Here is a 25,652-nt window from a genome sequence, read left to right on the forward strand (position 1 = left end):
TGAGGATGGCACGCAGTGAGGCCCCGCGCCAGTATCGGCGCGGCCATTGTTAGGGCAAAAGGGGGGTGAATCCGACAGAACGACCGCTATTTATGCCAACAGAGCCGGAAGCTCTTTGTTCAGAGCCAGTTTTTCCATCACGGCGGCACCGGTAAGCGCATAACCGAGCAGCTTGCCCGCGGCATCGCGGCATAAAACCTTGATATCGGCGCCCTGCCCTTCGACGGTCCAAATGCCCTCCGCGCCCCGTGGCGGCGGGGACACCACCAACGGGCAGACCGGGGTTTTGACGGTAATCGGCATCGGGCCATAGGTGACGGCGGTCGGGTTGCCGGCCAGGGTTTGCGCCAACGCTCGCGCACAGCTCATCAGGGGCATGACGTACAGCAGGTTCAACCCGTCGACCTCGGCACAGTCGCCCAGGGCGTAGATGTTGGCGTGGGAAGTTTTCAGGTGCCGATCGACCATGATGCCGCGGTTGACCTGCAGACCGGCCGCTGCCGCGAGGTCGACGCGCGGGCGCAGGCCAATGGCCGAGACCACTACGTCGCACGGGATCACCTGGCCATCGGACAAGTGCGCTTCCAGGCCATCCGCCACGCGTTGCAGGCGGTTGAGCACCGGCCCGAGGTGGAAGCGCGCGCCGAGGCTTTCGAGGCCAGCCTGCACCGCAGCGGCGGCCGCCGGGTGCAACAGGGTCGGCATGACTTGTTCGCACGGAGCAACCAATTGCACTTCGTAGCCGCCCAGGGTCAGGTCGTTGGCGAACTCGCAGCCGATCAGACCGGCGCCGAGCAGCAGCACGCGGCGCTTGCCGGCCGCCGCCGCACGGAAGCGTGCGTAGTCTTCCAGGTCGTTGATGGGGAATACGCAGTCCGCCGCGTCGCCCTCAATGGGCACGCGCACGGTTTCGGCGCCCCACGCCAGGATCAGGTCGCGGTAGATCACCGCCTCTTCACCGATCCACAGGCGCTTGTGACCCGGGTCGATGCCGCTGATGCGGGTGTGGGTGCGTATTTCGGCCTTGAGCTGTTCGGCCATGGCGCCGGGTTCGGCCATGCTCAGGCCGTCGGCATCCTTGTTTTTGCCGAAGCCGGTGGAGAGCATCGGCTTGGAGTAGGAGCGCCCGTCATCGGCGGTAATCAGCAGCAGCGGGGTTTCGCTATCGAGTTTGCGAAACTCGCGGGCCACGTTATAGCCAGCCAGGCCGGTGCCAATGATTACGACAGGTGCGTTCATTCCTTACTCCTCAATTATTCAGGCAGCGATTTCAATCATTTCAAAATCCATTTTGCCCACACCGCAGTCCGGGCACAGCCAGTCTGCCGGGACGTCTTCCCAACGGGTGCCCGGCGCAATGCCGTCATCCGGCCAACCGTCGGCTTCGTTGTAGATCAGGCCGCAGACGATACATTGCCACTTTTTCATCAGGTACTTCCTCAGGGTTCAGGCGTTTTGCCGGCCGGACGGTCGATGGTTGTAGCACTGCCGTCCAACTCAGCGCGTTTTGTACTGATCGGGGCCGTCAGATGCAAGCCTGTTCGGCGCAACGGCAGGCCATTTCAATCTATATCGGCGGCTGACATGTTAAGCTCGCCGCCTCATTTGCTGCCAATAATGACTCATTGTGCATCACACAGAATCCCCCTCTCCAGCTCCTCTCTGGCTCTCGCGCAGCGAACTGGCGCCCCTCCCCGATGCTTCTACCCTCGACTGGCTGTTCGACGAAGGCTCGCTGACCAGACGTCTGATTCATCTGTCGAATGATGCCTTCAGCGTCTCGCCAATGTTCGAAGGCTGGCAGCTCTTGCGCGCCGACGAATGTGCAGCGCTGGACCTGGCCGACGGCAGTGAAGGCTGGGTGCGCGAGGTGTATTTGCGCGGTCATGGCCAGGCGTGGGTGTTTGCGCGCAGCGTGGCGTCACGCAGTGCATTGCAAGGCGACGGCTTGCACATGGACGAACTGGGCAGCCGCTCGCTGGGTGAACTGCTGTTTTGCGATCAGGCCTTTCAGCGCCGAGCCATCGAGGTTTGTCATTATCCGCAAGCATGGCTGCCCGCCGAGGTGCAATCGCCTGAACTGTGGGGCCGCCGTTCTCGTTTCGATCGCGGCGCCTTGAGCGTTTTGGTGGCTGAAATCTTCCTGCCGACCCTGTGGAACGCCGCCCGCGCCCAACCGGAGAACCGTTGATGTACCAAAGCCTGCTCAAGTCCTTGAACCGCTTGAACCCTCGGGCGTGGGATTTCATTCAACTGACCCGCATGGACAAGCCGATCGGCATTTACCTGCTGCTCTGGCCAACGCTGTGGGCACTGTGGATTGCCGGCAAGGGTTCGCCGTCCCTGGCCAACATTGTGATTTTCGTCCTCGGCGTGGTGCTGACCCGCGCCGGCGGCTGCGTGATCAACGACTGGGCGGACCGCAAGGTTGACGGCCATGTGAAGCGTACCGAACAACGGCCGCTGGTGAGCGGCAAGATCAGCTCCAAAGAGGCGCTGGTGTTCTTTGCATTGCTGATGGGCGTGAGTTTCCTGCTGGTGCTGTGCACCAACGCTGCGACCATTTGGCTGTCGCTGGGCGGCCTGGCGCTGGCGTTCAGTTACCCATTCATGAAGCGTTACACCTATTACCCGCAAGTGGTGCTGGGCGCGGCGTTTTCCTGGGGCATGCCGATGGCGTTCACCGCTGAAACCGGTGAACTGCCAGCAGCCGCGTGGCTGCTGTACATCGCCAATCTGTTGTGGACGGTGGGCTACGACACCTATTACGCGATGACCGACCGCGACGATGACTTGAAGATCGGCGTGAAATCCACGGCGATTCTGTTTGGCGAGGCTGACCGGGTGATCATCCTGACCCTGCAAGGGTTGGCGTTGGGTTGCCTGCTGCTGGCGGGGTCGAAGTTTGACCTCGGCGGCTGGTTCCACCTCGGATTGCTGGTGGCGGCGGGCTGCTTTGCGTGGGAGTTCTGGTACACCCGCGACAAGGACCGGATGCGCTGCTTCAAGGCGTTTTTGCACAATCACTGGGCGGGCTTGGCGATTTTCGTCGGGATTGTGCTGGATTACGCGTTGCGTTGAAGCGTCAAAAAGATCGCCGCCTTCAGCAGCTCCTGCAGAGCAACGAAGGCAGCGATCCAGTGCGGCAGGCTACAACCGTTACATATGCTCGTGAACGACGTGCCAGACGTCTTTCTTCTTGTCGCCCTTCATTTCTCCGGCTTTCTTGTCGTCCTTGTAGTAGTACAGCGGCTTGCCGCCATAGGCCCATTGCATCATGCCATCGTCACGCTTGACGACTGTCCATTTACCTTCAGCCTTGGCACCCGCCGGCGCCATCATTGGTGGCCAGTACTCGGCGCACTCGCCGTTACACATGGACTTGCCGCCCGCGTCCTTGTCGTACGTGTACACCGTCATGCCCTTATGATCGACCATCATCCCGTCTTTCATCATCGCCGGTTCGGCGGCGAAGGCCAGAGTCGGCAGCGTTAGCGCTGCCGTGACCAGCAGAGCCTTCCAGGTTTGAGCAATGTGTTTCATGGAAACCTTCCTTTTGTGGTTGTCAGGATTCGGAATTAGAGCTTAGCCCAGGATCCAGCCAATCGCCGGTCAACTAAAATACTGTCACACGACTGCAATAATTCCGTTATCTAATGCGGCGCAAGACAGTTAAATGACAAGAGGATTAAGGGCATGGTTGGCAGGAGCATTCTGATCGTCGACGACGAAGCGCCTATTCGCGAAATGATCGCCGTTGCGTTGGAAATGGCCGGCTATGACTGCCTGGAGGCTGAAAACTCCCAGCAGGCCCACGCCATTATCGTCGACCGCAAACCGGACCTGATCCTGCTCGACTGGATGCTGCCCGGCACGTCCGGCATCGAGTTGGCCCGTCGTCTCAAGCGTGATGAACTGACCGGGGACATCCCGATCATCATGCTCACCGCCAAGGGTGAAGAGGACAACAAGATCCAGGGCCTGGAAGTCGGCGCCGACGACTACATCACCAAGCCGTTTTCCCCGCGTGAGCTGGTGGCGCGCCTGAAGGCCGTGCTGCGTCGTGCCGGCCCGACCGATGGCGAAGCACCGATCGAAGTCGGCGGTCTGCTGCTGGACCCGATCAGCCATCGCGTGACCATCGACGGCCGTCCTGCCGAGATGGGCCCGACCGAATACCGCCTGCTGCAATTCTTCATGACCCACCAGGAGCGCGCCTACACGCGTGGCCAGTTGCTGGATCAGGTCTGGGGCGGCAACGTCTACGTTGAAGAGCGTACCGTCGACGTGCACATTCGACGCCTGCGCAAAGCCCTCGGCGATGCTTACGAAAATCTGGTACAAACCGTGCGCGGCACCGGGTACCGCTTTTCTACCAAAGCCTGACCCGGACCTTTACCGCCCGACAAGCTGACAAGGACGCGCGTCAAGTGAACCAAAACTGGCATGGCACCCTGATTCGCCACATGCTGCTGCTGGTCACCACCTGCCTGGTGATCGGCCTGATTACCGGCTATTACGGCTGGAGCCTTGCCGCAGGCCTGGGTCTTTATCTGGCCTGGACCCTCAAGCAGTTGCTGCGTCTGCATGAGTGGCTGCGCCTGCACAAACCCGATGAAGCACCACCCGACGGCTACGGCCTGTGGGGCGAGGTGTTCGACAGCATCTACCACCTGCAACGCCGCGACCAGCGGGTACGCGGGCGCCTGCAAGCGGTGATCGACCGGGTTCAGGAATCCACCGCCGCGCTGAAAGACGCGGTGATCATGCTCGACACCGACGGCAACCTGGAATGGTGGAACCGCGCCGCCGAAACCCTGCTGGGCCTCAAGACGCCACAGGACAGCGGCCAACCGGTGACCAACCTGGTGCGCCATCCGCGTTTCAAGGAATACTTCGAGCAAGACAGTTACGCCGAGCCGCTGGAAATTCCCTCGCCGACCAACGACCGTGTACGCATCCAGTTGTACATCACCCGTTACGGCAACAACGAACACTTGATGCTGGTGCGCGATGTGACGCGCATCCATCAGCTGGAACAGATGCGCAAAGACTTCATCGCCAACGTTTCCCATGAATTGCGCACACCGTTGACGGTGATCTGCGGCTACCTGGAAACCCTGCTCGATAACGTCGACGAGGTGAACCCGCGCTGGGGCCGTGCCTTGCAGCAGATGCAGCAACAAGGCGGACGCATGCAGACCTTGCTCAACGACCTGCTGTTGCTGGCCAAGCTGGAAGCCACCGACTATCCGTCGGACAACCAGCCGGTGCCGATCGATTGCTTGCTGCAATCGATCAAGAGCGATGCCCAGCAACTGTCCGGCCAGAAGAACCAGCGCATTACCCTGGAAGCCGACCCGACGATTCTGCTCAAGGGCAGCGAAGCGGAGTTGCGCAGCGCGTTTTCCAACCTGGTGTTCAACGCGGTGAAATACACCCCGGCCGAAGGTAATATCCGCATTCGCTGGTGGGGTGATGACCAGGGCGCGCATCTGAGTGTGCAGGATTCCGGGATCGGCATCGATGCCAAACACCTGCCGCGCCTGACCGAACGTTTCTACCGCGTCGATTCCAGCCGCAACTCCAACACCGGTGGCACCGGCCTGGGGCTGGCGATCGTCAAACACGTTTTGTTACGACATCGGGCACGAATGGAAATCAGCAGTGTGCCGGGCCACGGCAGTACTTTTACTTGCCACTTTGCGCCGGCTCAAGTCACCAAATCCCGGGTTATCAGCACCACCGACTGATGCCGGTCAGCACATGCCACTAGGCAACCGCCATGTCAGCCGCTACATTGGCTGACTTGTGCCTGCCTTTCAGGCGCGGTTTTTACTTCCCTTTCGAATACACGGAACCCGCAAAACTCCATCATGGACCCTTCCCCTGGCTTGACCCTCGCTACAATTTTCGCCGACTTCGGCATGATTCTTTTTGCTCTGATCCTGGTTTTGCTCAACGGATTTTTCGTTGCGGCGGAATTTGCCATGGTCAAGCTGCGCTCGACCCGGGTCGAGGCCATCGCTGATAAAAACGGCTGGCGCGGGCACATCCTGCGCACCGTGCACAGTCAGCTCGATGCCTACCTGTCGGCCTGCCAATTGGGTATCACCCTCGCCTCCCTGGGCCTGGGTTGGGTCGGTGAACCTGCGTTCGCGCACCTCCTGGCACCCGTGCTGAGTGCCGTGGGCGTCGATTCCGCCGAAGTGGTCAAGGCGATTTCGTTCTTCACCGCCTTCTTCATCATTTCGTACCTGCACATCGTGGTCGGCGAACTGGCCCCCAAATCCTGGGCGATCCGCAAACCCGAATTGCTGTCGCTGTGGACGGCCGTGCCGCTGTACCTGTTCTACTGGGCCATGTACCCGGCCATCTACCTGCTCAACGCCAGCGCCAACCAGATCCTGCGCATCGCCGGCCAGGGTGAACCCGGCCCGCACCATGAGCACCATTACAGCCGCGAAGAACTGAAACTGATCCTGCACTCCAGCCGTGGCCAGGACCCGAGCGACCAAGGCATGCGTGTATTGGCCTCGGCGGTGGAAATGGGTGAGCTGGAAGTGGTCGACTGGGCCAACTCCCGCGAAGACCTGGTGACCCTGGAGTTCAACGCCCCGCTCAAGCAGATCCTGGCGATGTTCCGTCGCCACAAGTTCAGCCGCTATCCGGTATACGACAGCGAACGCCAGGAGTTCGTCGGCCTGCTGCACATCAAGGATCTACTGCTGGAACTGGCGGCGCTCGACCACATTCCCGAGTCGTTCAACCTCGCCGAACTGACCCGCCCGCTGGAGCGCGTGTCGCGGCACATGCCGTTGTCGCAGTTGCTTGAACAGTTCCGCAAGGGCGGCTCGCATTTCGCCGTGGTCGAAGAGGCCGACGGCAACATCATCGGCTACCTGACCATGGAAGACGTGCTGGAAGTGCTGGTGGGCGATATCCAGGACGAACACCGCAAGGCCGAACGCGGGATCCTCGCGTATCAGCCGGGCAAGCTGCTGGTGCGGGGTGATACGCCACTGTTCAAGGTTGAACGACTGCTGGGCATCGACCTCGACCACGTCGAAGCCGAAACCCTTGCCGGGCTGGTCTATGAGAGCCTCAAGCGCGTTCCCGAAGAGGAAGAAGTGCTGGAAGTCGAAGGCCTGCGGATCATCATCAAGAAGATGAAAGGGCCGAAGATTGTTCTGGCCAAGGTGTTGATGCTGGACTGATCGAGATATCCGGATTCGAGTCGATACCATCGCGAGCAAGCTCGCTCCCACACTGGAATGCATTTCAACTGTGGGAGCGAGCCTGCTCGCGATGGCGTCAGACCAGACAACGCATCACTGCTTGCCCAACGCAAAGTTGGGCAGCGCGCTGACCGGCTGGTTGAACTGGTATGGAATCGACACCAGCCCCAACCCGGTATTGCGCTGCACCACGAAGTGCAAATGCGGCCCGGTGCTGTTGCCGGTGTTACCGGACAACGCCAGTGCGCTGCCCACATTTACCCGCTGACCTTCCCGAACGCAGACCGAGCCTTTCTTCAGGTGCAGGTAAACGCCCATGGTCCCGTCATCGTGCAACACCCGCACGAAATTGCCGGATGCATCGGTACCGCGCCCGCTCTGTCTATTCTCGGTTTTCACCACCACCCCGCCCCGCGCTGCAATGATCGGCGTGCCCTCAGGCATCGCAATGTCGATGGCGTAGCGGCTCTTGGGCCCAAAGTGGCTGTAGGGCCCATTGGCGCCCTGACTGATCCGGAACGGCCCGCCACGCCAGGGCAACGGGTACCGATAGCCCACCGTGGGCCCTGAGGGGTCGCCCAGGGAGTACTTGAACTTCGGAACGTAGGCGAGCGGCCGTCCCCCTTTAGTCGCCGTGAGCTGTGCCAGACGAACACTGGTGCGTTGCGGTATCACGCGCCGAATCGCCTGCCCCGGCGCCCCGCTGGCGTTCGTCACCCCGGCGAAACTCAATTCGACCTCTACCGGCGCATACAGGTCATTGCGCACGTACACGCTGTGCACGCCTTTCTTCTTCATGATGATGAGGCGCACCTGACGCTCAAGGTGCTCGACCATGCCATCGCGAAAAACGAATACATGGGCACCTTTGCTTGGGCGGTCGCTGTAGGAAACCACGCCATAAGCGTCTTTGGACTTGTAGATGGTCATGGCCATGGCCGAGGTGGCGACCATGAACAGGCCACATAAAAACAGCAGGCGCGTGAACATGAGCAAGGATTCTGTCGAGTGAGATCTGGGATTGAGCCTAGCAGCTGCAATGGACCCGGGTAGTCGGCAGATGTTTCAGAATGGGTGTTCAGCAGATGTGCGGTAACCGTGATGACCCCTTCGCGAGCAAGCTCGCTCCCACATTGGAATGCATTTCAAATGTGGGAGCGAGCTTGCTCGCGAAGGCGGACTATCAGGCGACGCGCCTTAAGCGCCAGGAATGAAATGCTTCTGCGCCGTACCACGCGCAATCAGGCGCGAGATGTAATCGAGCTTCTGCGCATCCTGATCGACAAAGCGGAAAGTCAGTTGCAGCCAGTCGCTGTCGGGCTTCGGTTCGTGGGCCACGACGGCGTGCAGGTAGCCGTTGAGACGGGCGACTTCGGCGTTGTCGCCCTGCTCCAGGTCCAGCACGGCGCTGTCGAGGATCTGCGGCAAGGTCTCGGTGCGCTTGACCACCAACAGGGCTTCCTTGAGGCTCAAGGCCTTGATCACGCATTGCTGGATGCCGTTCGGCAAACGCAGTTGACCCTGGCCACGGCTACTGGCGGTTGCCGAAGAGGCCACCGGTGCCTTGACCGGCGGGTTGTTGAGTAAGCCTTTGGACGGTGCGGGTGCGGCCGTTGGCGTGGCAACAGGAGCCTTGCCGCCGGTCAATGCGCTCAGGGAATCGTTACCGAATGCCGGACTCGTTTTGGTCGCGGCTACGTTGATCAAGGCGTCGAGTTTGCCGACCTTGTGCAGCGCCTGCTTGACCTTGGTGATCAGTTGCTCGTTGGTGAACGGCTTGCTGACGTATCCGGATACCCCGGCCTGGATCGCCTGGACGACGTTCTCCTTGTCGCCACGACTGGTCACCATCACGAAGGGCATGGCCTTGAGATTGTGTTGCTCACGACACCAGGTCAGCAGTTCCAGGCCGGACATTTCCGGCATTTCCCAATCGCACAGGACCAGGTCGAATGCTTCCTTTACCAGCATGGCCTGGGCCTTTCTGCCGTTGATCGCGTCTTCGATCCGCATGCCCGGGAAATAATTGCGCAGGCACTTCTTCACCAGGTCACGAATGAACGACGCGTCGTCCACGACCAACACACTGACCTTACTCATCCACCACCCCTTTAAAAAATCCCGGCCAGCATACCGCTTTGCTGATGGCACATTGCCAAAACCTTCAGTCACGCCGGACTTTTCGTTCACGGGTGCTGCTTTTCGAATTCGTCAGCCGCAAACAAAAACGCCCGGCCAATAGGCCGGGCGCTTTACTTGGGCAACCTTACTTATCGTCAGTTTTGCCCGGAACATTAGCGGTTTCGCCACTGGTTCCTTCAACTTCTTCCTTCATGCGCTTGAGGCCCAGGTGCCGCACGTCTGTGCCGCGCACCAGGTAAATCACCAGCTCCGAGATGTTGCGCGCGTGGTCGCCGATACGCTCCAGCGAACGCAGTACCCAAATAATGCTCAGAACCCGCGAAATAGAACGCGGGTCTTCCATCATGTAGGTGGCCAGCTCACGCAGGGCGGTCTTGTATTCGCGGTCGATGATCTTGTCGTACTGCGCCACCGACAAGGCCAGCTCGGCGTCGAAACGGGCAAAGGCGTCCAGTGCGTCACGGACCATGTTGCGCACCTGGTCGCCGATGTGGCGAACCTCGACGTAACCGCGTGGCGCTTCGCCTTCTTCGCACAGCTGGATGGCACGACGGGCGATCTTGGTCGCTTCGTCACCGATGCGCTCCAGGTCGATCACCGATTTGGAAATGCTGATGATCAGGCGCAGGTCGGACGCTGCCGGCTGACGACGGGCCAGAATGCGCAGGCATTCTTCGTCGATGTTGCGTTCCATCTGGTTGATCTGGTCGTCGATCTCACGCACCTGCTGGGCCAGGCCGGAGTCGGCCTCGATCAGCGCGGTGACCGCGTCGTTGACCTGCTTCTCGACCAGCCCGCCCATGGCCAGGAGGTGGCTGCGCACTTCCTCCAGTTCGGCGTTGAACTGCTGGGAGATGTGGTGTGTAAGGCCTTCCTTAGAAATCATTGTGTTCGCTCCGCAAAAGCGTTTAACCAAGAGCTGCAAGCTACAAGCTGCAAGCTGTGTTGTGGTGAACTCAAAACCGCATAGCTTCTGACTTGCCGCTTGAAGCTTGCGGCTTGTAGCTGCCTCAACTAGCCATAGCGACCGGTGATGTAGTCTTCGGTCTGCTTCTTCGCCGGATTGGTGAACAGCGTATCGGTGTCACCAAACTCGACCAGCTTGCCCATGTACATGAACGCCGTGTAGTCGGACACCCGCGCGGCCTGCTGCATGTTGTGGGTCACGATCACGATGGTGAACTTGGATTTCAGTTCGTAGATCAGCTCTTCGACTTTCAGCGTGGAGATCGGGTCGAGTGCCGAGCACGGTTCGTCGAGCAACAGCACTTCCGGCTCAACGGCGATGGTGCGGGCAATCACCAGACGCTGCTGCTGACCACCGGACAGGCCCAGTGCCGACTCGTGCAGACGGTCCTTGACCTCGTCCCACAATGCCGCGCCTTTCAAGGCCCACTCGACGGCTTCGTCGAGTACGCGCTTCTTGTTGATGCCCTGGATGCGCAGGCCGTAAACCACGTTTTCGTAGATGGTTTTCGGGAACGGGTTCGGCTTCTGGAACACCATGCCGACGCGACGACGCAGCTCGGCCACGTCTTCGCCCTTGCGGTAGATGTTGCTGCCGTACAGGTTGATCTCGCCTTCGACGCGGCAGCCGTCAACCAGGTCGTTCATGCGGTTGAAGGTGCGCAGCAGCGTCGACTTGCCACAGCCGGACGGGCCGATGAAGGCGGTCACGCGCTGTTTCGGGATGTTCATGCTGACGTCGTACAGCGCTTGTTTTTCGCCGTAGAACAGGCTCAGGCCCGGCACTTCGATGGCCACGGTTTCCTGCTCGAGGTTCAGGCTCTGTTTGTCGCGACCCAGCGCCGACATGTTGATGCCGTGGGTATGTGCTTCGTGCTGCATGGGAGGCTCCCTGTGCTAACAAATTCGGTTCGTTTTTTGTAGGAGCCAGCCTGCTGGCGATCAGCCGGGGTCGCGCTCGATCAACGCGGTGCATTTGTGAAACCGCGGTGATGCCATCGCGAGCAGGCTCGCTCCCACATAGAAATCAGTGCTGCAAATCAGCTATCCAGCGCTTTGTACTTCTCGCGCAGGTGGTTACGGATGTACACCGCCGACAGGTTCAAGGTCGCGATCACCAGCACCAGCAGCAGCGCCGTGGCGTACACCAGCGGTCGTGCGGCTTCGACGTTCGGGCTCTGGAAGCCGACGTCATAGATATGGAAGCCCAGGTGCATGATCTTCTGGTCCAGGTGCAGGTACGGGTAGTTACCGTCCACCGGCAACGACGGCGCCAGTTTCACCACACCCACCAGCATCAGCGGCGCCACTTCACCCGCGGCGCGAGCCACGGCGAGGATCATGCCGGTCATCATCGCCGGGCTGGCCATCGGCAGCACGATCTTCCACAGGGTTTCAGCCTTGGTCGCGCCGAGGGCCAATGAGCCTTCACGCACGGTGCGAGGAATCCGCGCCAGGCCTTCTTCGGTGGCCACGATCACCACCGGCACCGCCAGCAGCGCCAGGGTCAACGAAGCCCAGAGCAGGCCCGGTGTGCCGAAGGTCGGTGCCGGCAGTGCTTCCGGGAAGAACAGACGGTCGAGCGAACCACCCAGCACGTAGACGAAGAAGCCCAGGCCGAACACGCCGTAAACGATGGCCGGAACACCTGCCAGGTTATTCACCGCGATGCGAATCACCCGGGTCAGTGCGTTCTGTTTGGCGTATTCACGCAGGTACACCGCCGCCAGCACGCCGAACGGGGTCACGATCATCGCCATGATCAGGGTCATCATCACGGTGCCGAAGATGGCCGGGAAGATCCCGCCTTCGGTGTTCGCTTCACGCGGGTCGTCGCTCAGGAACTCCCAGACCTTGCTGAAGTAGAAACCGATCTTGGTAGTCGTGCTCATGGCGTTCGGCTGGTAGGCGTGAACCACTTTGCCGATGCCGATTTCGATTTCCTTACCGTTCGCATCACGAGCCGTCAGGCTGTCACGGTTGAACTGCGCATGCAGGTCGCTCAGGCGCGCTTCAACATCCTGATAGCGAGCATTGAGTTCGGCACGCTCGGATTCCATGTCCGCTTGTGCGGTGGCGTCGAGTTTTCCTTCCAGCTCCAGCTTGCGACCGTGCAAGCGGATGCGCTCGAGACCGGCGTTGATCGCGCCGATGTCGGTTTTTTCCAGGTTCTTGAGCTGTGCAGCCAGCTTGTTCACGCGGTCGACACGGGCCTGCAACTCAGGCCATGCGGCTTCGCCTTCAGCGATGACCTTGCCATCCTGTTTGACGTTGACCAGGTAACCGTAGAAGTTGCCCCACTCGCGACGTTCGATCGCCATCAGCTCCGGCGGTGTCGTCTGGTTGGTCAACCACTCGCCGACGATCCAGGTGAAGTCGTTGCCATTCAGGTCACGGTTGCCGACCTTGATCAGCTCGCGGGTCATGAACTCCGGGCCTTGATCCGGCACCGGCAAGCCAGCGCTCTTCAAGCGCGCACGGGGCACTTCTTCCTTCTGTACCACTTCGCCGATGACCAGGTGCTGGCCCTGGCCCGGTACGTCGTAGCTGGCGTGGATCAGATCCGCCGGCCAGAAGTGACCCAGGCCGCGCACGGCAATCACTGCCAGCAGGCCAATGGTCATGATGACCGCGATGGACACCGCGCCACCGCTGATCCAGACGCCAGGGGCGCCGCTCTTGAACCATCCATTCAGGGAGTTCTGTTTCACAGACTTCTACCTTTCTTAAAGCGACGAGTATTTCTTGCGCAGACGCTGACGAATCAGTTCTGCGAGGGTGTTCATGACGAAGGTGAACAACAGCAGCACCAGCGCCGAGAGGAACAGCACGCGGTAGTGGCTGCCGCCGACTTCCGATTCGGGCATTTCCACTGCAACGTTGGCCGCCAGGGTGCGCAGGCCTTCGAACAGGTTCATTTCCATGACCGGGGTGTTACCGGTGGCCATCAACACGATCATGGTTTCACCGACCGCACGGCCCATGCCGATCATCAGCGCCGAGAAGATGCCCGGGCTCGCGGTGAGGATTACCACGCGGGTCATGGTCTGCCACGGCGTGGCACCCAGGGCCAGGGAGCCCAGGGTCAGGCCGCGAGGCACGCTGAACACGGCGTCTTCGGCGATGGAATAGATGTTCGGGATAACCGCGAAGCCCATGGCCAGGCCAACCACCAGGGCGTTGCGCTGGTCGTAGGTGATGCCCAGGTCGTGGGAGATCCACATGCGCATGTCACCGCCGAAGAACCAGTTCTCCATGAACGGGCTCATGTACAGCGACAGCCAGCCCACAAACAGGATCACCGGGATCAGCAGTGCACTTTCCCAGCCATCCGGGACTTTCAGGCGGATCGACTCAGGCAGGCGGCTGAAGGTGAAACCGGCGACCAGGATGCCGATCGGCAGCAACATCAGCAGGCTGAAGATGCCAGGCAAGTGCCCTTCCACATACGGCGCGAGGAACAGACCGGCGAAGAAACCGAGGATCACCGTCGGCATCGCTTCCATCAGCTCGATCACCGGCTTGACCTTGCGGCGCATGCCCGGTGCCATGAAGTACGCGGTGTAGATCGCAGCGGCAACGGCCAGTGGAGCGGCCAGCAGCATGGCGTAGAACGCGGCCTTCAGGGTACCGAAGGTCAGCGGAGACAGGCTCAGCTTGGGTTCGAAGTCGGTGTTGGCGGCGGTCGATTGCCAGACGTATTTAGGCTCGTCGTAGTTCTCGTACCAGACCTTGCTCCACAGCGCACTCCACGACACTTCCGGGTGCGGGTTATCGAGCAGCAGCGGATGCAGCTTGCCGCCGGCTTCGACGATCACGCGGTTGGCGCGAGGCGACAGACCGAAAATGCCTTGGCCTTCAGCAACCGGCTCCACCAGCAAGGTGCGGTGGGCGGTGCTGTGGAACACACCAAGCTTGCCGGAAGCGTCGAGGGCAACGAAGCCCTTGCGGCGTTCTTCGGCGGTGATTTCAACGATAGGCGTGGTGCCCATCTGGAAGGTGCGGATTTGCTTCAGGCGTTGTTCGCCATCGGGGTCGCGAGCCATGAACCACTGGGCCAGGCCACCTTTGGAGTCACCGATAATCAGCGAAATGCCGCCCACCAGCTGGGTGCTGGCGGTGACTTGCGCTTCACCGTCTTCAAGCAGTTTGTAGCGACCGTTGAGGCTCTTGTCGCGCAGGCTGAACACGTCGGCCTGGGCACGCCCGTTGATCACATACAGCCACTGCTGACGAGGGTCGACGAAGATGTTCTTCACCGGCTCGTTCATCTGCGGCAGGTCGATGCGCTTCTGCTCGTTGGTGATTTCGCCAGTCATCATGTTCTCTTCGCTGGTCAGCGACAGAACATTGAGTTGCGAACCGGTGGCGCCAACCAGCATCAGGGTCGAGTCGTTGGCGTTGAGACTGACGTGTTCCAGCGCACCGCCGGCTTCGTTCACCGCGATTGGCGCTTCGCCGTACGGGTACTCGACGGCCGGGGTGATGGTTTTCTTGCCATCCGGGTAGCTGACTTTATAGGTGTGACGGAACACCAGGGCCTGGCCGTTGGACAGACCCACCACCACCAACGGGTGACCTGGCTGGTCTTCACCGATGGAGGTCACGGTGGTGCCGGCCGGAATCGACAAATCGACGCGCTTGAGTTCGGCGCCACTGTCGATGTCGAAGAACAATGCCTGGCCCTTGTCGGAAACCCGCATCGCAACCTGGTTTTGTTCTTCCAGAGAGATCATCAGCGGCTTGCCGGCGTCTTGCATCCAGGCTGGCGTGATGGCGTCCTTGGCGGTCAGGCTGGCACCCTGAAACAGGGGCGCGACGACGTAGGCAAGGAAGAAGAAAATCAAGGTGATCGCGCCCAGTACAGCGAGGCCGCCAACGAGGACGTACCAGCGAGTCAGGCGATCTTTGAGCGCGCGAATGCGGCGCTTGCGTTGTAGCTCAGGCGTATTGAAGTCAATTCGCTTGGGGGGATTAGTAGTCATGTTGGAATTGGCCAGATCATTCATGCGCACACCCTAGCGATCCTGTATGACAGAAAGATGACAATGCAGTGACGCAACAAATCCGCCGCTAGCGGTAACCAGCAGCGGATAGAGAATTTGAGGTGTATGGGGGCGGCTCCTGCCGCCCCCATGTGAGTCCGAGGGGTTCACCTCGGACTCAATTTGTTACTTTTTTGCGACTTCAGCGCCGCCTTCCGCGAGACCCAGGTCAGCCAGAGCTTTGGCAGCTACTTTGGCCGGCAGTGGGATGTAACCGTCTTTCACTACAACTTCCTGGCCCTGTTTCGACAGAACCAGTTTCACGAACTCGGCTTCCAGCGGGGCCAGAGGCTTGTTCGGGGCTTTGTTCACGTATACGTACAGGAAGCGGGACAGTGGGTACTTGCCGTTCAGGGCGTTTTCTTCGGTGTCTTCGATGAACTCGGTGGTGCCTTTCTTGGCCAGGGCCACAGTTTTCACGCTAGCGGTTTTGTAACCGATACCCGAGTAGCCGATGCCGTTCAGCGAGGAGCTGATCGACTGAACGACCGAAGCCGAACCTGGTTGCTCGTTGACGTTAGGCTTGTAGTCGCCTTTGCACAGGGCTTCTTCCTTGAAGTAGCCGTAGGTGCCGGATACCGAGTTACGACCGAACAGTTGAACCGGCTTGTTGGCCAGGTCGCCGGTCACGCCCAGGTCACCCCAGGTTTTGACTTCGGTTTTAGCGCCGCACAGACGAGTAGACGAGAACACTGCGTCGACTTGTTCCATGGTCAGGTGCTGGATCGGGTTATCTTTGTGAACGAAGATTGCCAGGGCGTCCACGGCAACCGGGATAGCGGTTGGCTTGTAGCCGTACTTCTGCTCGAAGGCAGCCAGTTCGGTGTCCTTCATCTTGCGGCTCATCGGACCCAGGTTGGCGGTGCCTTCAGTCAACGCAGGTGGCGCAGTGGCGGAGCCAGCGGCCTGAATCTGGATGTTTACGTTCGGGTATTCTTTTTTGTAGTTCTCAGCCCAGAGGGTCATGAGGTTGGCCAGGGTGTCGGAACCAACGCTGGACAGGTTGCCCGACACACCAGTGGTCTTGGTGTAGCTCGGGATAGCAGGGTCAACAGCGGCAACCGCATTGGCAGTCGCAACGCCAGCAGCGACAAAAGTCATTGCCGCCATCAAACGCTTCAGTTTCATGCCTTACTCCTAGCAGATAGGGTGTGTTAAGTCGGGGCCAAGTATCAGCAGGCCGTGTGAACACTCTATGGCTGAAATATGACAATTGGATGAATGGCCAGTATTCGGGTTTTTACTGGATGATTCGTGGCGCCCTCAATCGTTAGCAGGCTCGCTCCCACAGTTGAAATGCATTCCAAATGTGGGAGCGAGCCTGCTCGCGATTGGGCCGGTACAGACGATAAAAAAGTCGAGATCAACGACCCTTCTTCCAGAGATAAGCCCCCACCACAATCCCGACCCCACACAGCACCGCCACATAATAAGCAGGTCCCATTGGGCTTTCCTTGAGCAGCAGGCTGACGATCATGGGTGTCAGGCCGCCGAAGATGGCGTAGGCCACGTTATAGGAGAACGACAAGCCGCTGAATCTCACTACCGGCGGGAAAGCCTTGACCATCACGTAGGGCACCGCGCCGATGGTGCCGACCAGCAGACCGGTCACCGCATACATCGGAAACAGCCAGTCGGGATGATCGGCCAGGCTGTGATAGAAGGTCCATGAACTGGCCAGCAATGCCGCGCAGCCAAGGACGAAGACTCGCCCCGCGCCGAAGCGATCCGCCAGTGCGCCTGCGATGATGCAACCAAAACTCAGGAACACGATCGCCACGCTGTTCGCCTGCAAGGACGTTGTTGGCGAGAAGTGGTAGACCGTCTGCAGCACGGTTGGCGTCATCAGGATCAACACCACGATGGCGGCGGACAGCAGCCAGGTCAGCAGCATCGAAATGGCGATGGCGCCACGATGGTCACGCAGCACCGCACGCAACGGCACTTCTTCAGCCAGGGCTTTGCGTAGTTGCAGCTCGGCGAACACCGGGGTTTCGTGCAGCCAGCGACGCAGGTACACCGCGAACAGGCCGAACACGCCACCCAGCAGGAACGGGATTCGCCAGGCGTAATCCGCCACTTCCATCGGGGTATAAATGCTGTTGATCGCCGTGGCGACCAGGGAGCCTAAAAGGATGCCCGCCGTCAGGCCGCTGGTCAGGGTGCCGCAGGCGTAGCCGACATGACGTTGCGGAACGTGTTCGGAAACGAAGACCCACGCTCCCGGCACTTCACCGCCAATGGCCGCGCCCTGAATCACCCGCATCAACAGCAGCAGGATCGGCGCCCACAGGCCAATCTGCGCATAGGTCGGCAGCAAACCCATGATCAAGGTCGGCACCGCCATCATGAAAATGCTCAGGGTGAACATTTTCTTGCGGCCCAGCAGGTCGCCGAAGTGCGCCATCACGATGCCGCCCAGCGGCCGTGCGAGGTAGCCGGCGGCGAAGATGCCGAAGGTCTGCATCAGGCGTAGCCACTCGGGCATGTCCGCCGGGAAGAACAGCTTGCCCACCACCGTGGCGAAGAACACGAAAATGATGAAGTCGTAGAACTCCAGCGCGCCGCCCAGGGCAGACAGCGATAGAGTCTTGTAATCGCTGCGGGTCAGCGGACGTGCGGGTTGGTCTGGCTGCGCGATGCTCGAGGGCGCTGGGGTCATGGCAAGGGCTTCTCTTATAGTCGGATCTGCAACCTCAACAACGCTGGCTGAGGTTTGGGCAGGTCCGGCACGATAGCAAATTGTTCGAAAAAGCACATAGAGGTGCATTTTTGACGGTCAAAATGAGAACCGGACGGTCGTCGCGGAGTCTACCGACCGATATACTCAAAGCCTGCTCCGGTTTTTGAGGGGTTGCTGTGCGAAAGCGCCTGTCAGGTTCATAGGCGATTTCGCAGAGTTTCCCTTTAGGCGCCTTATGGAAAACGTGACGAACGTAGTATGTTCGGTGCTGAATCGTTTTTCCCGAAGACGGCTACCACCAGCAATACCAACGAAGAGTCACGGGTCAGAGGCCCCCCGGCATGATAGAGCTCGAACAAGAAGATCCGATCCCGCAAGGCGACCTGGCCCTGCAAATCACCGCACTTCCTCGCGAAACCAACGGCTTTGGCGATATTTTCGGCGGCTGGCTGGTGGCGCAGATGGATTTGGCAGGCACCGCGATGGCCAGCAAGGTCGCCGGTGGACGCGTTGCCACCGTTGCGATCGACCGCATGGCCTTTCTGGTTCCGGTGGCGGTGGGCGCTCAGCTCTCCTTTTATACCCAGGCCCTGGAAATCGGCCGCAGCTCGATCAAGATGATGGTCGAGGTCTGGAGCGACGATCCGTTGTCCAGCGAGTGGCGTAAAGTAACCGAAGCGGTGTTTGTGTTCGTTGCCATCGACGGCAGCGGCCGCACCCGTTCGGTTCCGCCCAGGGCTCGATAAAGAGCTTCTAAACCTGGTAGCCGTTTTGCGGTCGATAGTCGTCCACGTTACTGATCGAGAGCTGTCCCATGAGTACGCCCAATGTTGAAGCCGTAAAACTGGATGAACTGAACTGCTGGCGTATCCGCCACGGTCAGGCCGAATTACTGGTGGCCCAGCAAGGTGCGCACATCCTCAGTTATCAACTGGCCGGCCAACCGCCGCTGATCTGGCTCAACGACGAGGCCGTGTTCAAGACCGGCAAAAGCATCCGTGCCGGCGTGCCGGTGTGCTGGCCGTGGTTCGGCAACTTTGCGCGCAACCCGCAAAGCGTGCAGGCGATGCATGTCAGCGGTGAAGCGCCGTCGGCTCACGGCTTCGTGCGAGCGATGGATTGGGAACTGGGCGGCATCGAAGCCGAAGGCGAAAGCCTGAAGGTTGAATTCCTCCTGCCCTACCCCGAAGGCGGCTTTCCCGGCTGGCCGCACCAGGTGGACTTGACGCTGAGCATTCGCCTCGACGAGCAACTGCACATCCATCTGACCAGCCACAACCGGGGTTCTGAAACCGTCAGCATCAGCCAGGCGCTGCACAGCTACTTTGCCGTCAGCGACGTGCGCGACGTGCACGTCGAAGGCGTGGACGGCCTCAACTACATCGAAACCCTGGACAACTGGAAAACCGTGACCCAAAGCGGTGATCTGCGTTTTACCGGCGAGACCGATCGCATCTACCTCGACGTCCCGCCGCAGTTGAGCATCGTCGATCCGGCCTGGGAGCGACGCATCGAACTGACCAGCAGCGGATCGCGTACGGCAGTGATCTGGAACCCGTGGATCGACCGCGCCACCGCGTTCAGCGACATGGCCGCCGACGGCTGGCAGCGCATGCTGTGCATCGAGACGGCGAACGTGATGGACGATGTGGTGAGCCTGAAACCAGGGGCCAGTCACACCTTGGGCGTGAGCGTAGGCAGCAAATCTCTCTAACACCATAAATCACTGTGGGAGCGAGCTTGCTCGCGATGGCGGCGTAACAGGCAACCTCTAAGTTGAATGTTATGGCCTCATCGCGAGCAAGCTCGCTCCCACATTGGTTTGGTGCTGTCCTTACAAATCCGACTCTTTCACCACCCGCACCTTCTGCGCATCCAGCGCATACGCCGCATCGGCCAGGTCATTGCTGACCTTCTCGACTTTCAGCGTGCCGGTGACCCACAGCGGCGTGTAGATGTCGTTGAGCTTCAGGCCCTTTGGATAGCGCACCAGCACCAGTTGGTTGGGCGGTGGTGGCGGTACGTGAATGCAGGCGCCCGGGTACGGCACCAGGAAGAACAACGTACTGCGGCCTTGGGCGTCGGACTCCAGAGGCACCGGGTAACCACCAATGCGGATGCTCTTGTCGTTCATCGACGCAACGGTCTTGGTCGAGTACATTACCGCCGGCAAGCCTTTGGCCTGCTTCATCCCACCCTTGTCGGTGAAAGTGCCATTGGCTTCGGGGGAGTTGTGGTCGATTTCGGGCATGGCCTCGAGGGCTTTCTGGTCCGACTTGGGCATCAATTCGAGCCAGTCGGTTTCCGGCAGTTCGCCGGCATGGGCAAGGCCCGAACCCAATAAAACAAGAGTCAACAAAAGACGGCGCATGAAGGTGCTCGGTAAAGGGAAGAACAGGAAACGCCGAGCATTCTAGCCCTCCCGACCGGTTTGGCGGAGAGGGCTTTGTCGCCTGGATCAGTTCTTTTTGACCAGCCCGTAGATCACCAGCAACACAATGGCACCCACCAGCGCACCGATGAAGCCTGCGCCCTGGCCGGCCTGATAGATACCCAGGGCTTGACCGCCGTAAGTGGCCGCCAGCGAACCGCCGATACCGAGCAGGATTGTCATGATCCAGCCCATGCTGTCATCGCCCGGTTTCAGGAACCGCGCCAGCAGGCCGACGATCAAGCCGATAAAGATGGTTCCGATAATTCCCATGGCATTTCCCTCTGATTGATTGGCTATAGCCTAGCCAGACTTTGGCATCCTGCCATGAGAGAACGGCGGTCCCTGAATGGTTCCGCCGCTGCCACATGAAACTATTCGGCGATGAGCGCTTCGACCTTGAGGATCTGCGCAGCCAGCGTCTCGCGGTCCGCACAACGCAGGTTGGCGTGCCCGACCTTGCGGCCGACCTTGAATGCCTTGCCGTAGTGATGCAAATGGCAATCGGCGATGGCCAGGACTTTCTCGGCGTCCGGCACTTTACCGATGAAGTTGAGCATCGCGCTTTCGCCGACCTTGGCGGTCGAACCCAGCGGCAGACCGGCAACGGCCCGAAGGTGGTTTTCGAATTGGCTGCACTCGGTGCCCTCGGTGGTCCAGTGCCCGGAGTTGTGCACGCGCGGGGCGATTTCGTTAGCCTTGAGGCCACCGTCGACTTCGAAGAATTCGAACGCCATCACGCCGACGTAATCCAGCTGCTTGAGCACACGGCTGGAGTAATCTTCGGCCAGGGCTTGCAACGGGTGATCGGTGCTGGCCACGGACAGCTTGAGGATGCCGCTGTCGTGGGTGTTGTGCACCAGCGGATAGAAGCGGGTTTCACCGTCGCGGGCACGCACGGCAATCAGCGAGACTTCACCGGTGAACGGCACGAAGCCTTCCAGCAGGCAGGCCACGCTGCCCAGCTCGGCGAAGGTGCCGACCACATCTTGAGGGGTGCGCAGGACTTTCTGACCCTTGCCGTCGTAACCCAGGGTACGGGTCTTCAGCACCGCCGGCAGACCGATGGAAGCCACGGCGGCGTCCAGATCGGCCTGGGACTGGATGTCAGCGAACGCCGGGGTAGGAATCCCCAGGTCCTTGAACATGCTCTTCTCGAACCAGCGATCGCGGGCGATGCGCAGGGCTTCGGCGCTCGGGTAGACCGGGACAAATTGCGACAGGAAGGCCACGGTCTCGGCCGGCACGCTTTCAAACTCGAAGGTCACCAGATCGACTTCATCGGCCAGCTGACGCAGGTGATCCTGATCGCCATAATCGGCGCGCAGGTGTTCGCCCAATGCGGCTGCGCAAGCATCCGGCGCCGGGTCCAGAAAAGCGAAGTTCATGCCCAGCGGAGTGCCCGCCAGCGCCAACATGCGACCCAACTGGCCGCCACCGATTACACCGATCTTCATCGTCAACAACCTCAGGCGATGCGTGGGTCTGGATTTTCCAGGACGCTGTCTGTCTGCTCAGCACGGAAGGTTTTCAGCACCGCGTGGAACTGTGGGTGCTTGGCGCCCAGGATACTCGCCGACAACAGCGCGGCGTTGATCGCACCGGCCTTGCCGATGGCCAGGGTGGCAACAGGAATGCCCGCAGGCATCTGCACAATGGAGAGCAGCGAATCGACGCCCGAAAGCATTGCGGACTGAACGGGTACGCCCAGCACCGGCAAGTGGGTCTTGGCTGCACACATGCCTGGCAAGTGGGCCGCGCCGCCGGCACCGGCGATGATCACCTCGATGCCTCGTGCCTCGGCCTCTTCGGCGTACTGGAACAGCAGGTCCGGGGTACGGTGGGCAGAAACCACTTTCACCTCGTAGGGGATGCCGAGCTTTTCCAGCATATCGGCGGTGTGGCTAAGGGTGGACCAATCGGACTTGGAGCCCATGATCACGCCAACCAGTGCACTCATCGTCGTGCCTCTTCTCTCTGGGCGCCCGCAGGCGCATCAAAAAACAACAAGCCACGCAGGATGCGTGGCTTGATTGTACGAATTATGGCCGGTCGTAACCGGCCGAAGGCCGCGCAGTATACCTCAATGAAGCCAATAAACAGCCCCCGTTGCGACCATCTGTCATCTGCCGCAAAGCCCCGATTTTATTGACTTGAAGGTCAATTGAATACACCTCGAATTTCCTGTGGGAGCGGGCTTGCTCGCGAAAGCGGTGGTTCAATCAACATCGATGTTGAATGTACCGGCCTCTTCGCGAGCAAGCCCGCTCCCACATTGGGTTTTCATCGGTTTCAGGAACCGGTCGTGCCCTGTGCCGCACCACCTTCCAGCTTGCGCCACAACAACCGCACGTTGGCCTTGCGTACCAGTGCGCAGCGATACAGGCGGATCTCCAGCGGCACATGCCATTGCGCACCGCCGCAAACCACCAGTTCACCGCGTGCCAGTTCAGCGCGCACGCTTAGCTGCGGCACCCAGGCGATACCGAGGCCTTCCAGAGCCATGCTCTTGAGGCTGTCGGCCATGGCGGTTTCGTAGATCGTGGTAAACCGCAGTTGACGCTGGCGCAACAAACCGTTCACCGAACGCCCGAGAAACGCACCGGCGCTGTACGCCAGCAGCGGCACGCTTGCCTCACCTTCCAGATCGAACAACGGCTTGCCATCCGCGTCCGCCGCGCAGACCGGCAGCATTTCGGTGTGGCCAAGGTGCAGCGACGGGAAAATTTCCGGGTCCATCTGCATCGCCGCGTCCGGGTCGTAGAACGCCAGCATCAGATCGCAGCCGCCTTCACGCAAGGCATGCACGGCGTCACCAACGTTGGTCGCGACCAGTCTCGTTGCGATGTTCAAGCCTTCGTTGCGCAATTGCGCGATCCAGCGCGGGAAAAAACCCAGTGCCAATGAGTGAGCAGCGGCGACCTGCATCACCTCGCCCTGCCCGCCTTCCAGATGATGGAGATGGCGCAGCACTTCGCCTAGCTGTTCAACCACGGTGCGCGCAGTGACCAGAAACAATTGCCCCGCCGCCGTCAGCTCGACCGGCGTGCGTGAACGGTTGACCAAAGTCAGTCCCAACGCGGCTTCGAGGCTGCGGATCCGTCGGCTGAAGGCCGGTTGGGTCACGAAGCGTCGTTCCGCGGCCTGGGAGAAGCTGCGGGTGGCGGCCAGGGCACTGAAGTCCTCAAGCCATTTACTTTCCAGATTCATCACGTCCTCCCGGACACGCACCAATTTAGGTCGCACGCTTGCCGTCAACGCGGCGTCACACGGGCATTATGCCGAATGTGCATAGGCTAGTGTTTAACAGCATTGGCCCAAAATTTCGCACAAGCCTAGCATTCACAGCGTTCCGGCACAGACCGGGTCCATATTGAGATGATTTCTATCATGTCCTCCGCTGCATCATTCCGCACAGAAAATGACCTGCTTGGCGCCCTCGAAGTACCGGCTCAAGCGTATTACGGTATCCAGACCCTGCGAGCGGTGAATAACTTCCGCCTTTCGGGCGTTCCGATTTCGCACTACCCGAAACTGGTTGTCGGTCTGGCCATGGTCAAACAGGCCGCTGCTGACGCCAACCGTGAGTTGGGTCACCTGAGCGAAGCCAAGCACGCTGCCATCAGCGAAGCCTGTGCACGTTTGATCCGCGGCGACTTCCACGAAGAGTTCGTGGTGGACATGATTCAAGGCGGCGCTGGCACTTCGACCAACATGAATGCCAACGAAGTGATCGCCAACATCGCACTGGAGGCCATGGGCCACCAGAAAGGCGAATACCAGTACCTGCACCCGAACGACGACGTGAACATGGCGCAGTCGACCAACGACGCCTACCCGACGGCGATTCGTCTGGGTCTGTTGCTTGGTCACGATGCCCTGCTCGCCAGCCTCGACAGCCTGATTCAGGCGTTCGCGGCCAAGGGTGAAGAATTCAACCACGTCCTGAAGATGGGTCGTACCCAGCTGCAAGACGCCGTACCGATGACCCTGGGTCAAGAGTTCCGTGCGTTCGCCACCACCATGGGCGAAGACCTGGCCCGTCTGAAGACGCTGGCCCCGGAACTGCTGACTGAAGTGAACCTGGGCGGCACCGCGATCGGCACCGGCATCAACGCCGACCCGCGTTATCAGGCCTTGGCTGTACAGCGCCTGGCCCTGATCAGCGGTCAGCCGCTGGTTCCGGCCGCCGACCTGATCGAAGCTACCTCCGACATGGGCGCCTTCGTGCTGTTCTCCGGCATGCTCAAGCGTACTGCGGTCAAGCTGTCGAAGATCTGCAACGACCTGCGCCTGCTGTCCAGCGGCCCACGCACCGGCATCAACGAAATCAACCTGCCAGCGCGTCAGCCAGGCAGCTCGATCATGCCCGGCAAGGTCAACCCGGTTATTCCGGAAGCCGTTAACCAGGTGGCGTTCCAGGTCATCGGTAACGATCTGGCGCTGACCATGGCGGCCGAAGGCGGCCAGCTGCAACTGAACGTGATGGAACCGCTGATCGCTTTCAAGATCCTCGATTCGATCCGCCTGCTGCAACGCGCCATGGACATGCTGCGCGAGCACTGCATCGTCGGCATCACCGCCAACGAAGCACGCTGCCGTGAACTGGTCGAGCACTCGATCGGTCTGGTCACCGCACTGAACCCGTACATCGGCTACAAAAACGCCACCCGCATCGCCCGTATCGCCCTCGAAAGCGGCCGCGGCGTGCTGGAACTGGTGCGCGAAGAAGGCCTGCTCGACGAAGCCATGCTCGCCGACATCCTGCGCCCGGAAAACATGATTGCTCCGCGCCTGGTGCCACTGAAGGCATAACCCGACGCGTTACTTGTAGCACCGCTCACCAGGTCGAGGGACTAGACACCTCTCACCTTTTGAGGGCTTGGAGATCAATCTCCAGGCCCTTTTTTTTAACTGTTTGCCAGTGAAAACCGTATGTCTGGGGACTGACCAATGTGGGAGCGTGCTTGCCCGCGAAGGCGGCGGCACATTCAACAATGATGTGTCTGATAGACCGCTTTCGCGAGTAAGCCCGCTCCCACCAAGAGCAGTTCCCACATAGCCTGACAGCAAAAATGTCAGGTGTTTCAAAGGCTTCGTTTCACCGCTTGCACCACAACCGTGCAGACGGACGGCACCGTCATCGG

24 protein-coding genes are annotated in these 25,652 nt (G+C 60.2%); 8 read left to right on the forward strand and 16 right to left on the reverse strand.

Annotation, left to right across the window (positions count from 1 at the left end; translation table 11 throughout):
• Positions 1–90: 90 nt before the first annotated feature.
• Both AB4Z35_RS06595 and AB4Z35_RS06600 read right to left on the reverse strand, forming a co-directional pair.
• Positions 91–1,239 carry an NAD(P)/FAD-dependent oxidoreductase gene (locus AB4Z35_RS06595; RefSeq protein WP_008045504.1) on the reverse strand — a complete coding sequence of 383 codons (1,149 nt, stop codon included), beginning with the start codon at positions 1,237–1,239 and terminating at the stop codon, positions 91–93.
• Between the two features lie 18 nt (positions 1,240–1,257).
• On the reverse strand, positions 1,258–1,428 hold the full coding sequence (locus tag AB4Z35_RS06600; RefSeq protein WP_007995385.1) for a rubredoxin: 171 nt from the start codon (positions 1,426–1,428) through the stop codon (positions 1,258–1,260).
• Between the two features lie 199 nt (positions 1,429–1,627).
• Between AB4Z35_RS06600 and AB4Z35_RS06605 the strand changes: the two genes are divergently transcribed.
• Both AB4Z35_RS06605 and ubiA read left to right on the forward strand, forming a co-directional pair.
• Positions 1,628–2,191, forward strand: a complete 564-nt coding sequence (locus AB4Z35_RS06605; RefSeq protein WP_442096393.1) for a chorismate--pyruvate lyase family protein — start codon at positions 1,628–1,630, stop codon at positions 2,189–2,191.
• Complete coding sequence (gene ubiA / locus AB4Z35_RS06610) at positions 2,191–3,081, forward strand: 4-hydroxybenzoate octaprenyltransferase (RefSeq protein ID WP_442096394.1); 891 nt, start codon at positions 2,191–2,193, stop codon at positions 3,079–3,081. The genes AB4Z35_RS06605 and ubiA overlap by 1 nt, the downstream gene beginning before the upstream one ends.
• Before the next feature lie 78 nt (positions 3,082–3,159).
• Here the strand turns inward: ubiA and AB4Z35_RS06615 are convergent, their stop codons facing one another.
• On the reverse strand, positions 3,160–3,543 hold the full coding sequence (locus AB4Z35_RS06615) for a COG4315 family predicted lipoprotein (RefSeq protein WP_442096395.1): 384 nt from the start codon (positions 3,541–3,543) through the stop codon (positions 3,160–3,162).
• Positions 3,544–3,696: 153 nt separating this feature from the next.
• Here AB4Z35_RS06615 and phoB point away from each other — a divergent pair, with 153 nt between their 5' ends.
• The 3 genes from phoB (at position 3,697) to AB4Z35_RS06630 (ending at position 7,217) form a co-directional block, all read left to right on the forward strand.
• The gene (phoB, locus tag AB4Z35_RS06620; RefSeq protein ID WP_003229608.1) at positions 3,697–4,386 is read left to right on the forward strand and encodes a phosphate regulon transcriptional regulator PhoB; all 690 of its coding nucleotides are present in this window, start codon (positions 3,697–3,699) and stop codon (positions 4,384–4,386) included.
• An 80-nt stretch (positions 4,387–4,466) separates the two neighbouring features.
• Positions 4,467–5,753 (forward strand): phosphate regulon sensor histidine kinase PhoR, encoded by a 1,287-nt coding sequence (gene phoR, locus AB4Z35_RS06625; protein ID WP_238541637.1) that lies wholly within the window; start codon positions 4,467–4,469, stop codon positions 5,751–5,753.
• A gap of 123 nt (positions 5,754–5,876) precedes the next feature.
• Positions 5,877–7,217, forward strand: a complete 1,341-nt coding sequence (locus tag AB4Z35_RS06630) for a hemolysin family protein (RefSeq protein WP_007992853.1) — start codon at positions 5,877–5,879, stop codon at positions 7,215–7,217.
• Between the two features lie 114 nt (positions 7,218–7,331).
• Here AB4Z35_RS06630 and AB4Z35_RS06635 read toward each other — a convergent pair whose 3' ends face one another.
• The 8 genes from AB4Z35_RS06635 to AB4Z35_RS06670 form a co-directional block, all read right to left on the reverse strand.
• Positions 7,332–8,228, reverse strand: a complete 897-nt coding sequence (locus tag AB4Z35_RS06635) for a peptidoglycan DD-metalloendopeptidase family protein (protein ID WP_442096396.1) — start codon at positions 8,226–8,228, stop codon at positions 7,332–7,334.
• Positions 8,229–8,435: 207 nt separating this feature from the next.
• On the reverse strand, positions 8,436–9,338 hold the full coding sequence (locus AB4Z35_RS06640; RefSeq protein ID WP_442096397.1) for a response regulator: 903 nt from the start codon (positions 9,336–9,338) through the stop codon (positions 8,436–8,438).
• Positions 9,339–9,504: 166 nt separating this feature from the next.
• Complete coding sequence (gene phoU, locus AB4Z35_RS06645) at positions 9,505–10,266, reverse strand: phosphate signaling complex protein PhoU (protein WP_007992846.1); 762 nt, start codon at positions 10,264–10,266, stop codon at positions 9,505–9,507.
• A 128-nt stretch (positions 10,267–10,394) separates the two neighbouring features.
• Positions 10,395–11,228, reverse strand: a complete 834-nt coding sequence (gene pstB, locus AB4Z35_RS06650) for a phosphate ABC transporter ATP-binding protein PstB (RefSeq protein ID WP_007995399.1) — start codon at positions 11,226–11,228, stop codon at positions 10,395–10,397.
• Positions 11,229–11,386: 158 nt separating this feature from the next.
• Positions 11,387–13,057, reverse strand: coding sequence for a phosphate ABC transporter permease PstA (gene pstA / locus AB4Z35_RS06655; protein ID WP_442096398.1), 1,671 nt, complete (start codon positions 13,055–13,057; stop codon positions 11,387–11,389).
• A 15-nt stretch (positions 13,058–13,072) separates the two neighbouring features.
• On the reverse strand, positions 13,073–15,355 hold the full coding sequence (locus AB4Z35_RS06660) for an ABC transporter permease subunit (protein WP_007995404.1): 2,283 nt from the start codon (positions 15,353–15,355) through the stop codon (positions 13,073–13,075).
• A 162-nt stretch (positions 15,356–15,517) separates the two neighbouring features.
• Positions 15,518–16,519, reverse strand: a complete 1,002-nt coding sequence (locus AB4Z35_RS06665; RefSeq protein WP_057398950.1) for a phosphate ABC transporter substrate-binding protein PstS family protein — start codon at positions 16,517–16,519, stop codon at positions 15,518–15,520.
• A gap of 235 nt (positions 16,520–16,754) precedes the next feature.
• Positions 16,755–18,053, reverse strand: coding sequence for an MFS transporter (locus AB4Z35_RS06670; RefSeq protein ID WP_442096399.1), 1,299 nt, complete (start codon positions 18,051–18,053; stop codon positions 16,755–16,757).
• Between the two features lie 362 nt (positions 18,054–18,415).
• Between AB4Z35_RS06670 and AB4Z35_RS06675 the strand changes: the two genes are divergently transcribed.
• Positions 18,416–18,820: an acyl-CoA thioesterase gene (locus AB4Z35_RS06675; protein WP_007942704.1), complete on the forward strand. Its 405-nt coding sequence runs from the start codon at positions 18,416–18,418 to the stop codon at positions 18,818–18,820.
• A gap of 68 nt (positions 18,821–18,888) precedes the next feature.
• Positions 18,889–19,788 carry a D-hexose-6-phosphate mutarotase gene (locus AB4Z35_RS06680; protein ID WP_442096400.1) on the forward strand — a complete coding sequence of 300 codons (900 nt, stop codon included), beginning with the start codon at positions 18,889–18,891 and terminating at the stop codon, positions 19,786–19,788.
• A 120-nt stretch (positions 19,789–19,908) separates the two neighbouring features.
• Here AB4Z35_RS06680 and AB4Z35_RS06685 read toward each other — a convergent pair whose 3' ends face one another.
• The 5 genes from AB4Z35_RS06685 to AB4Z35_RS06705 all read right to left on the reverse strand — a co-directional run bounded on the left by AB4Z35_RS06685 (position 19,909) and on the right by AB4Z35_RS06705 (position 23,715).
• Positions 19,909–20,445 carry a DUF3299 domain-containing protein gene (locus AB4Z35_RS06685; protein WP_442096401.1) on the reverse strand — a complete coding sequence of 179 codons (537 nt, stop codon included), beginning with the start codon at positions 20,443–20,445 and terminating at the stop codon, positions 19,909–19,911.
• Positions 20,446–20,532: 87 nt separating this feature from the next.
• Complete coding sequence (locus tag AB4Z35_RS06690) at positions 20,533–20,778, reverse strand: GlsB/YeaQ/YmgE family stress response membrane protein (protein WP_007995826.1); 246 nt, start codon at positions 20,776–20,778, stop codon at positions 20,533–20,535.
• Between the two features lie 101 nt (positions 20,779–20,879).
• Entirely contained in the window at positions 20,880–21,962 is a 1,083-nt protein-coding gene (locus tag AB4Z35_RS06695) for a 5-(carboxyamino)imidazole ribonucleotide synthase (RefSeq protein ID WP_007995828.1), read from the reverse strand.
• Positions 21,963–21,973: 11 nt separating this feature from the next.
• Positions 21,974–22,465 carry a 5-(carboxyamino)imidazole ribonucleotide mutase gene (purE, locus tag AB4Z35_RS06700; protein WP_007971731.1) on the reverse strand — a complete coding sequence of 164 codons (492 nt, stop codon included), beginning with the start codon at positions 22,463–22,465 and terminating at the stop codon, positions 21,974–21,976.
• 332 nt (positions 22,466–22,797) lie between these two features.
• Entirely contained in the window at positions 22,798–23,715 is a 918-nt protein-coding gene (locus tag AB4Z35_RS06705; RefSeq protein WP_442096402.1) for a LysR substrate-binding domain-containing protein, read from the reverse strand.
• Between the two features lie 180 nt (positions 23,716–23,895).
• On the opposite strand from AB4Z35_RS06705, the gene aspA reads away from it, so the two are divergent.
• Positions 23,896–25,320, forward strand: coding sequence for an aspartate ammonia-lyase (gene aspA, locus AB4Z35_RS06710; protein WP_003229645.1), 1,425 nt, complete (start codon positions 23,896–23,898; stop codon positions 25,318–25,320).
• The last annotated feature ends 332 nt before the right edge of the window (positions 25,321–25,652 follow it).

It is taken from the genome of Pseudomonas sp. KB_15, assembly GCF_052114525.1.
In the GTDB taxonomy this organism is placed as follows: Bacteria; Pseudomonadota; Gammaproteobacteria; order Pseudomonadales; family Pseudomonadaceae; genus Aquipseudomonas.

Bases quoted from the DNA above. Each gene is read 5' to 3' on its own strand.
- AB4Z35_RS06595 (WP_008045504.1), bottom strand. From the start codon at position 1,239: ATGAACGCACCTGTCGTAATCATTGGCACCGGCCTGGCTGGCTATAAC.
- AB4Z35_RS06600 (WP_007995385.1), bottom strand. From the start codon at position 1,428: ATGAAAAAGTGGCAATGTATCGTCTGCGGCCTGATCTACAACGAAGCC.
- ubiA (WP_442096394.1), top strand. From the start codon at position 2,191: ATGTACCAAAGCCTGCTCAAGTCCTTGAACCGCTTGAACCCTCGGGCG.
- AB4Z35_RS06615 (WP_442096395.1), bottom strand. From the start codon at position 3,543: ATGAAACACATTGCTCAAACCTGGAAGGCTCTGCTGGTCACGGCAGCG.
- phoB (WP_003229608.1), top strand. From the start codon at position 3,697: ATGGTTGGCAGGAGCATTCTGATCGTCGACGACGAAGCGCCTATTCGC.
- phoR (WP_238541637.1), top strand. From the start codon at position 4,467: ATGCTGCTGCTGGTCACCACCTGCCTGGTGATCGGCCTGATTACCGGC.
- AB4Z35_RS06630 (WP_007992853.1), top strand. From the start codon at position 5,877: ATGGACCCTTCCCCTGGCTTGACCCTCGCTACAATTTTCGCCGACTTC.
- AB4Z35_RS06635 (WP_442096396.1), bottom strand. From the start codon at position 8,228: ATGTTCACGCGCCTGCTGTTTTTATGTGGCCTGTTCATGGTCGCCACC.
- AB4Z35_RS06640 (WP_442096397.1), bottom strand. From the start codon at position 9,338: ATGAGTAAGGTCAGTGTGTTGGTCGTGGACGACGCGTCGTTCATTCGT.
- phoU (WP_007992846.1), bottom strand. From the start codon at position 10,266: ATGATTTCTAAGGAAGGCCTTACACACCACATCTCCCAGCAGTTCAAC.
- pstB (WP_007995399.1), bottom strand. From the start codon at position 11,228: ATGCAGCACGAAGCACATACCCACGGCATCAACATGTCGGCGCTGGGT.
- AB4Z35_RS06660 (WP_007995404.1), bottom strand. From the start codon at position 15,355: ATGAATGATCTGGCCAATTCCAACATGACTACTAATCCCCCCAAGCGA.
- AB4Z35_RS06665 (WP_057398950.1), bottom strand. From the start codon at position 16,519: ATGAAACTGAAGCGTTTGATGGCGGCAATGACTTTTGTCGCTGCTGGC.
- AB4Z35_RS06670 (WP_442096399.1), bottom strand. From the start codon at position 18,053: ATGACCCCAGCGCCCTCGAGCATCGCGCAGCCAGACCAACCCGCACGT.
- AB4Z35_RS06675 (WP_007942704.1), top strand. From the start codon at position 18,416: ATGATAGAGCTCGAACAAGAAGATCCGATCCCGCAAGGCGACCTGGCC.
- AB4Z35_RS06680 (WP_442096400.1), top strand. From the start codon at position 18,889: ATGAGTACGCCCAATGTTGAAGCCGTAAAACTGGATGAACTGAACTGC.
- AB4Z35_RS06685 (WP_442096401.1), bottom strand. From the start codon at position 20,445: ATGCGCCGTCTTTTGTTGACTCTTGTTTTATTGGGTTCGGGCCTTGCC.
- AB4Z35_RS06690 (WP_007995826.1), bottom strand. From the start codon at position 20,778: ATGGGAATTATCGGAACCATCTTTATCGGCTTGATCGTCGGCCTGCTG.
- AB4Z35_RS06695 (WP_007995828.1), bottom strand. From the start codon at position 21,962: ATGAAGATCGGTGTAATCGGTGGCGGCCAGTTGGGTCGCATGTTGGCG.
- purE (WP_007971731.1), bottom strand. From the start codon at position 22,465: ATGAGTGCACTGGTTGGCGTGATCATGGGCTCCAAGTCCGATTGGTCC.
- AB4Z35_RS06705 (WP_442096402.1), bottom strand. From the start codon at position 23,715: ATGAATCTGGAAAGTAAATGGCTTGAGGACTTCAGTGCCCTGGCCGCC.
- aspA (WP_003229645.1), top strand. From the start codon at position 23,896: ATGTCCTCCGCTGCATCATTCCGCACAGAAAATGACCTGCTTGGCGCC.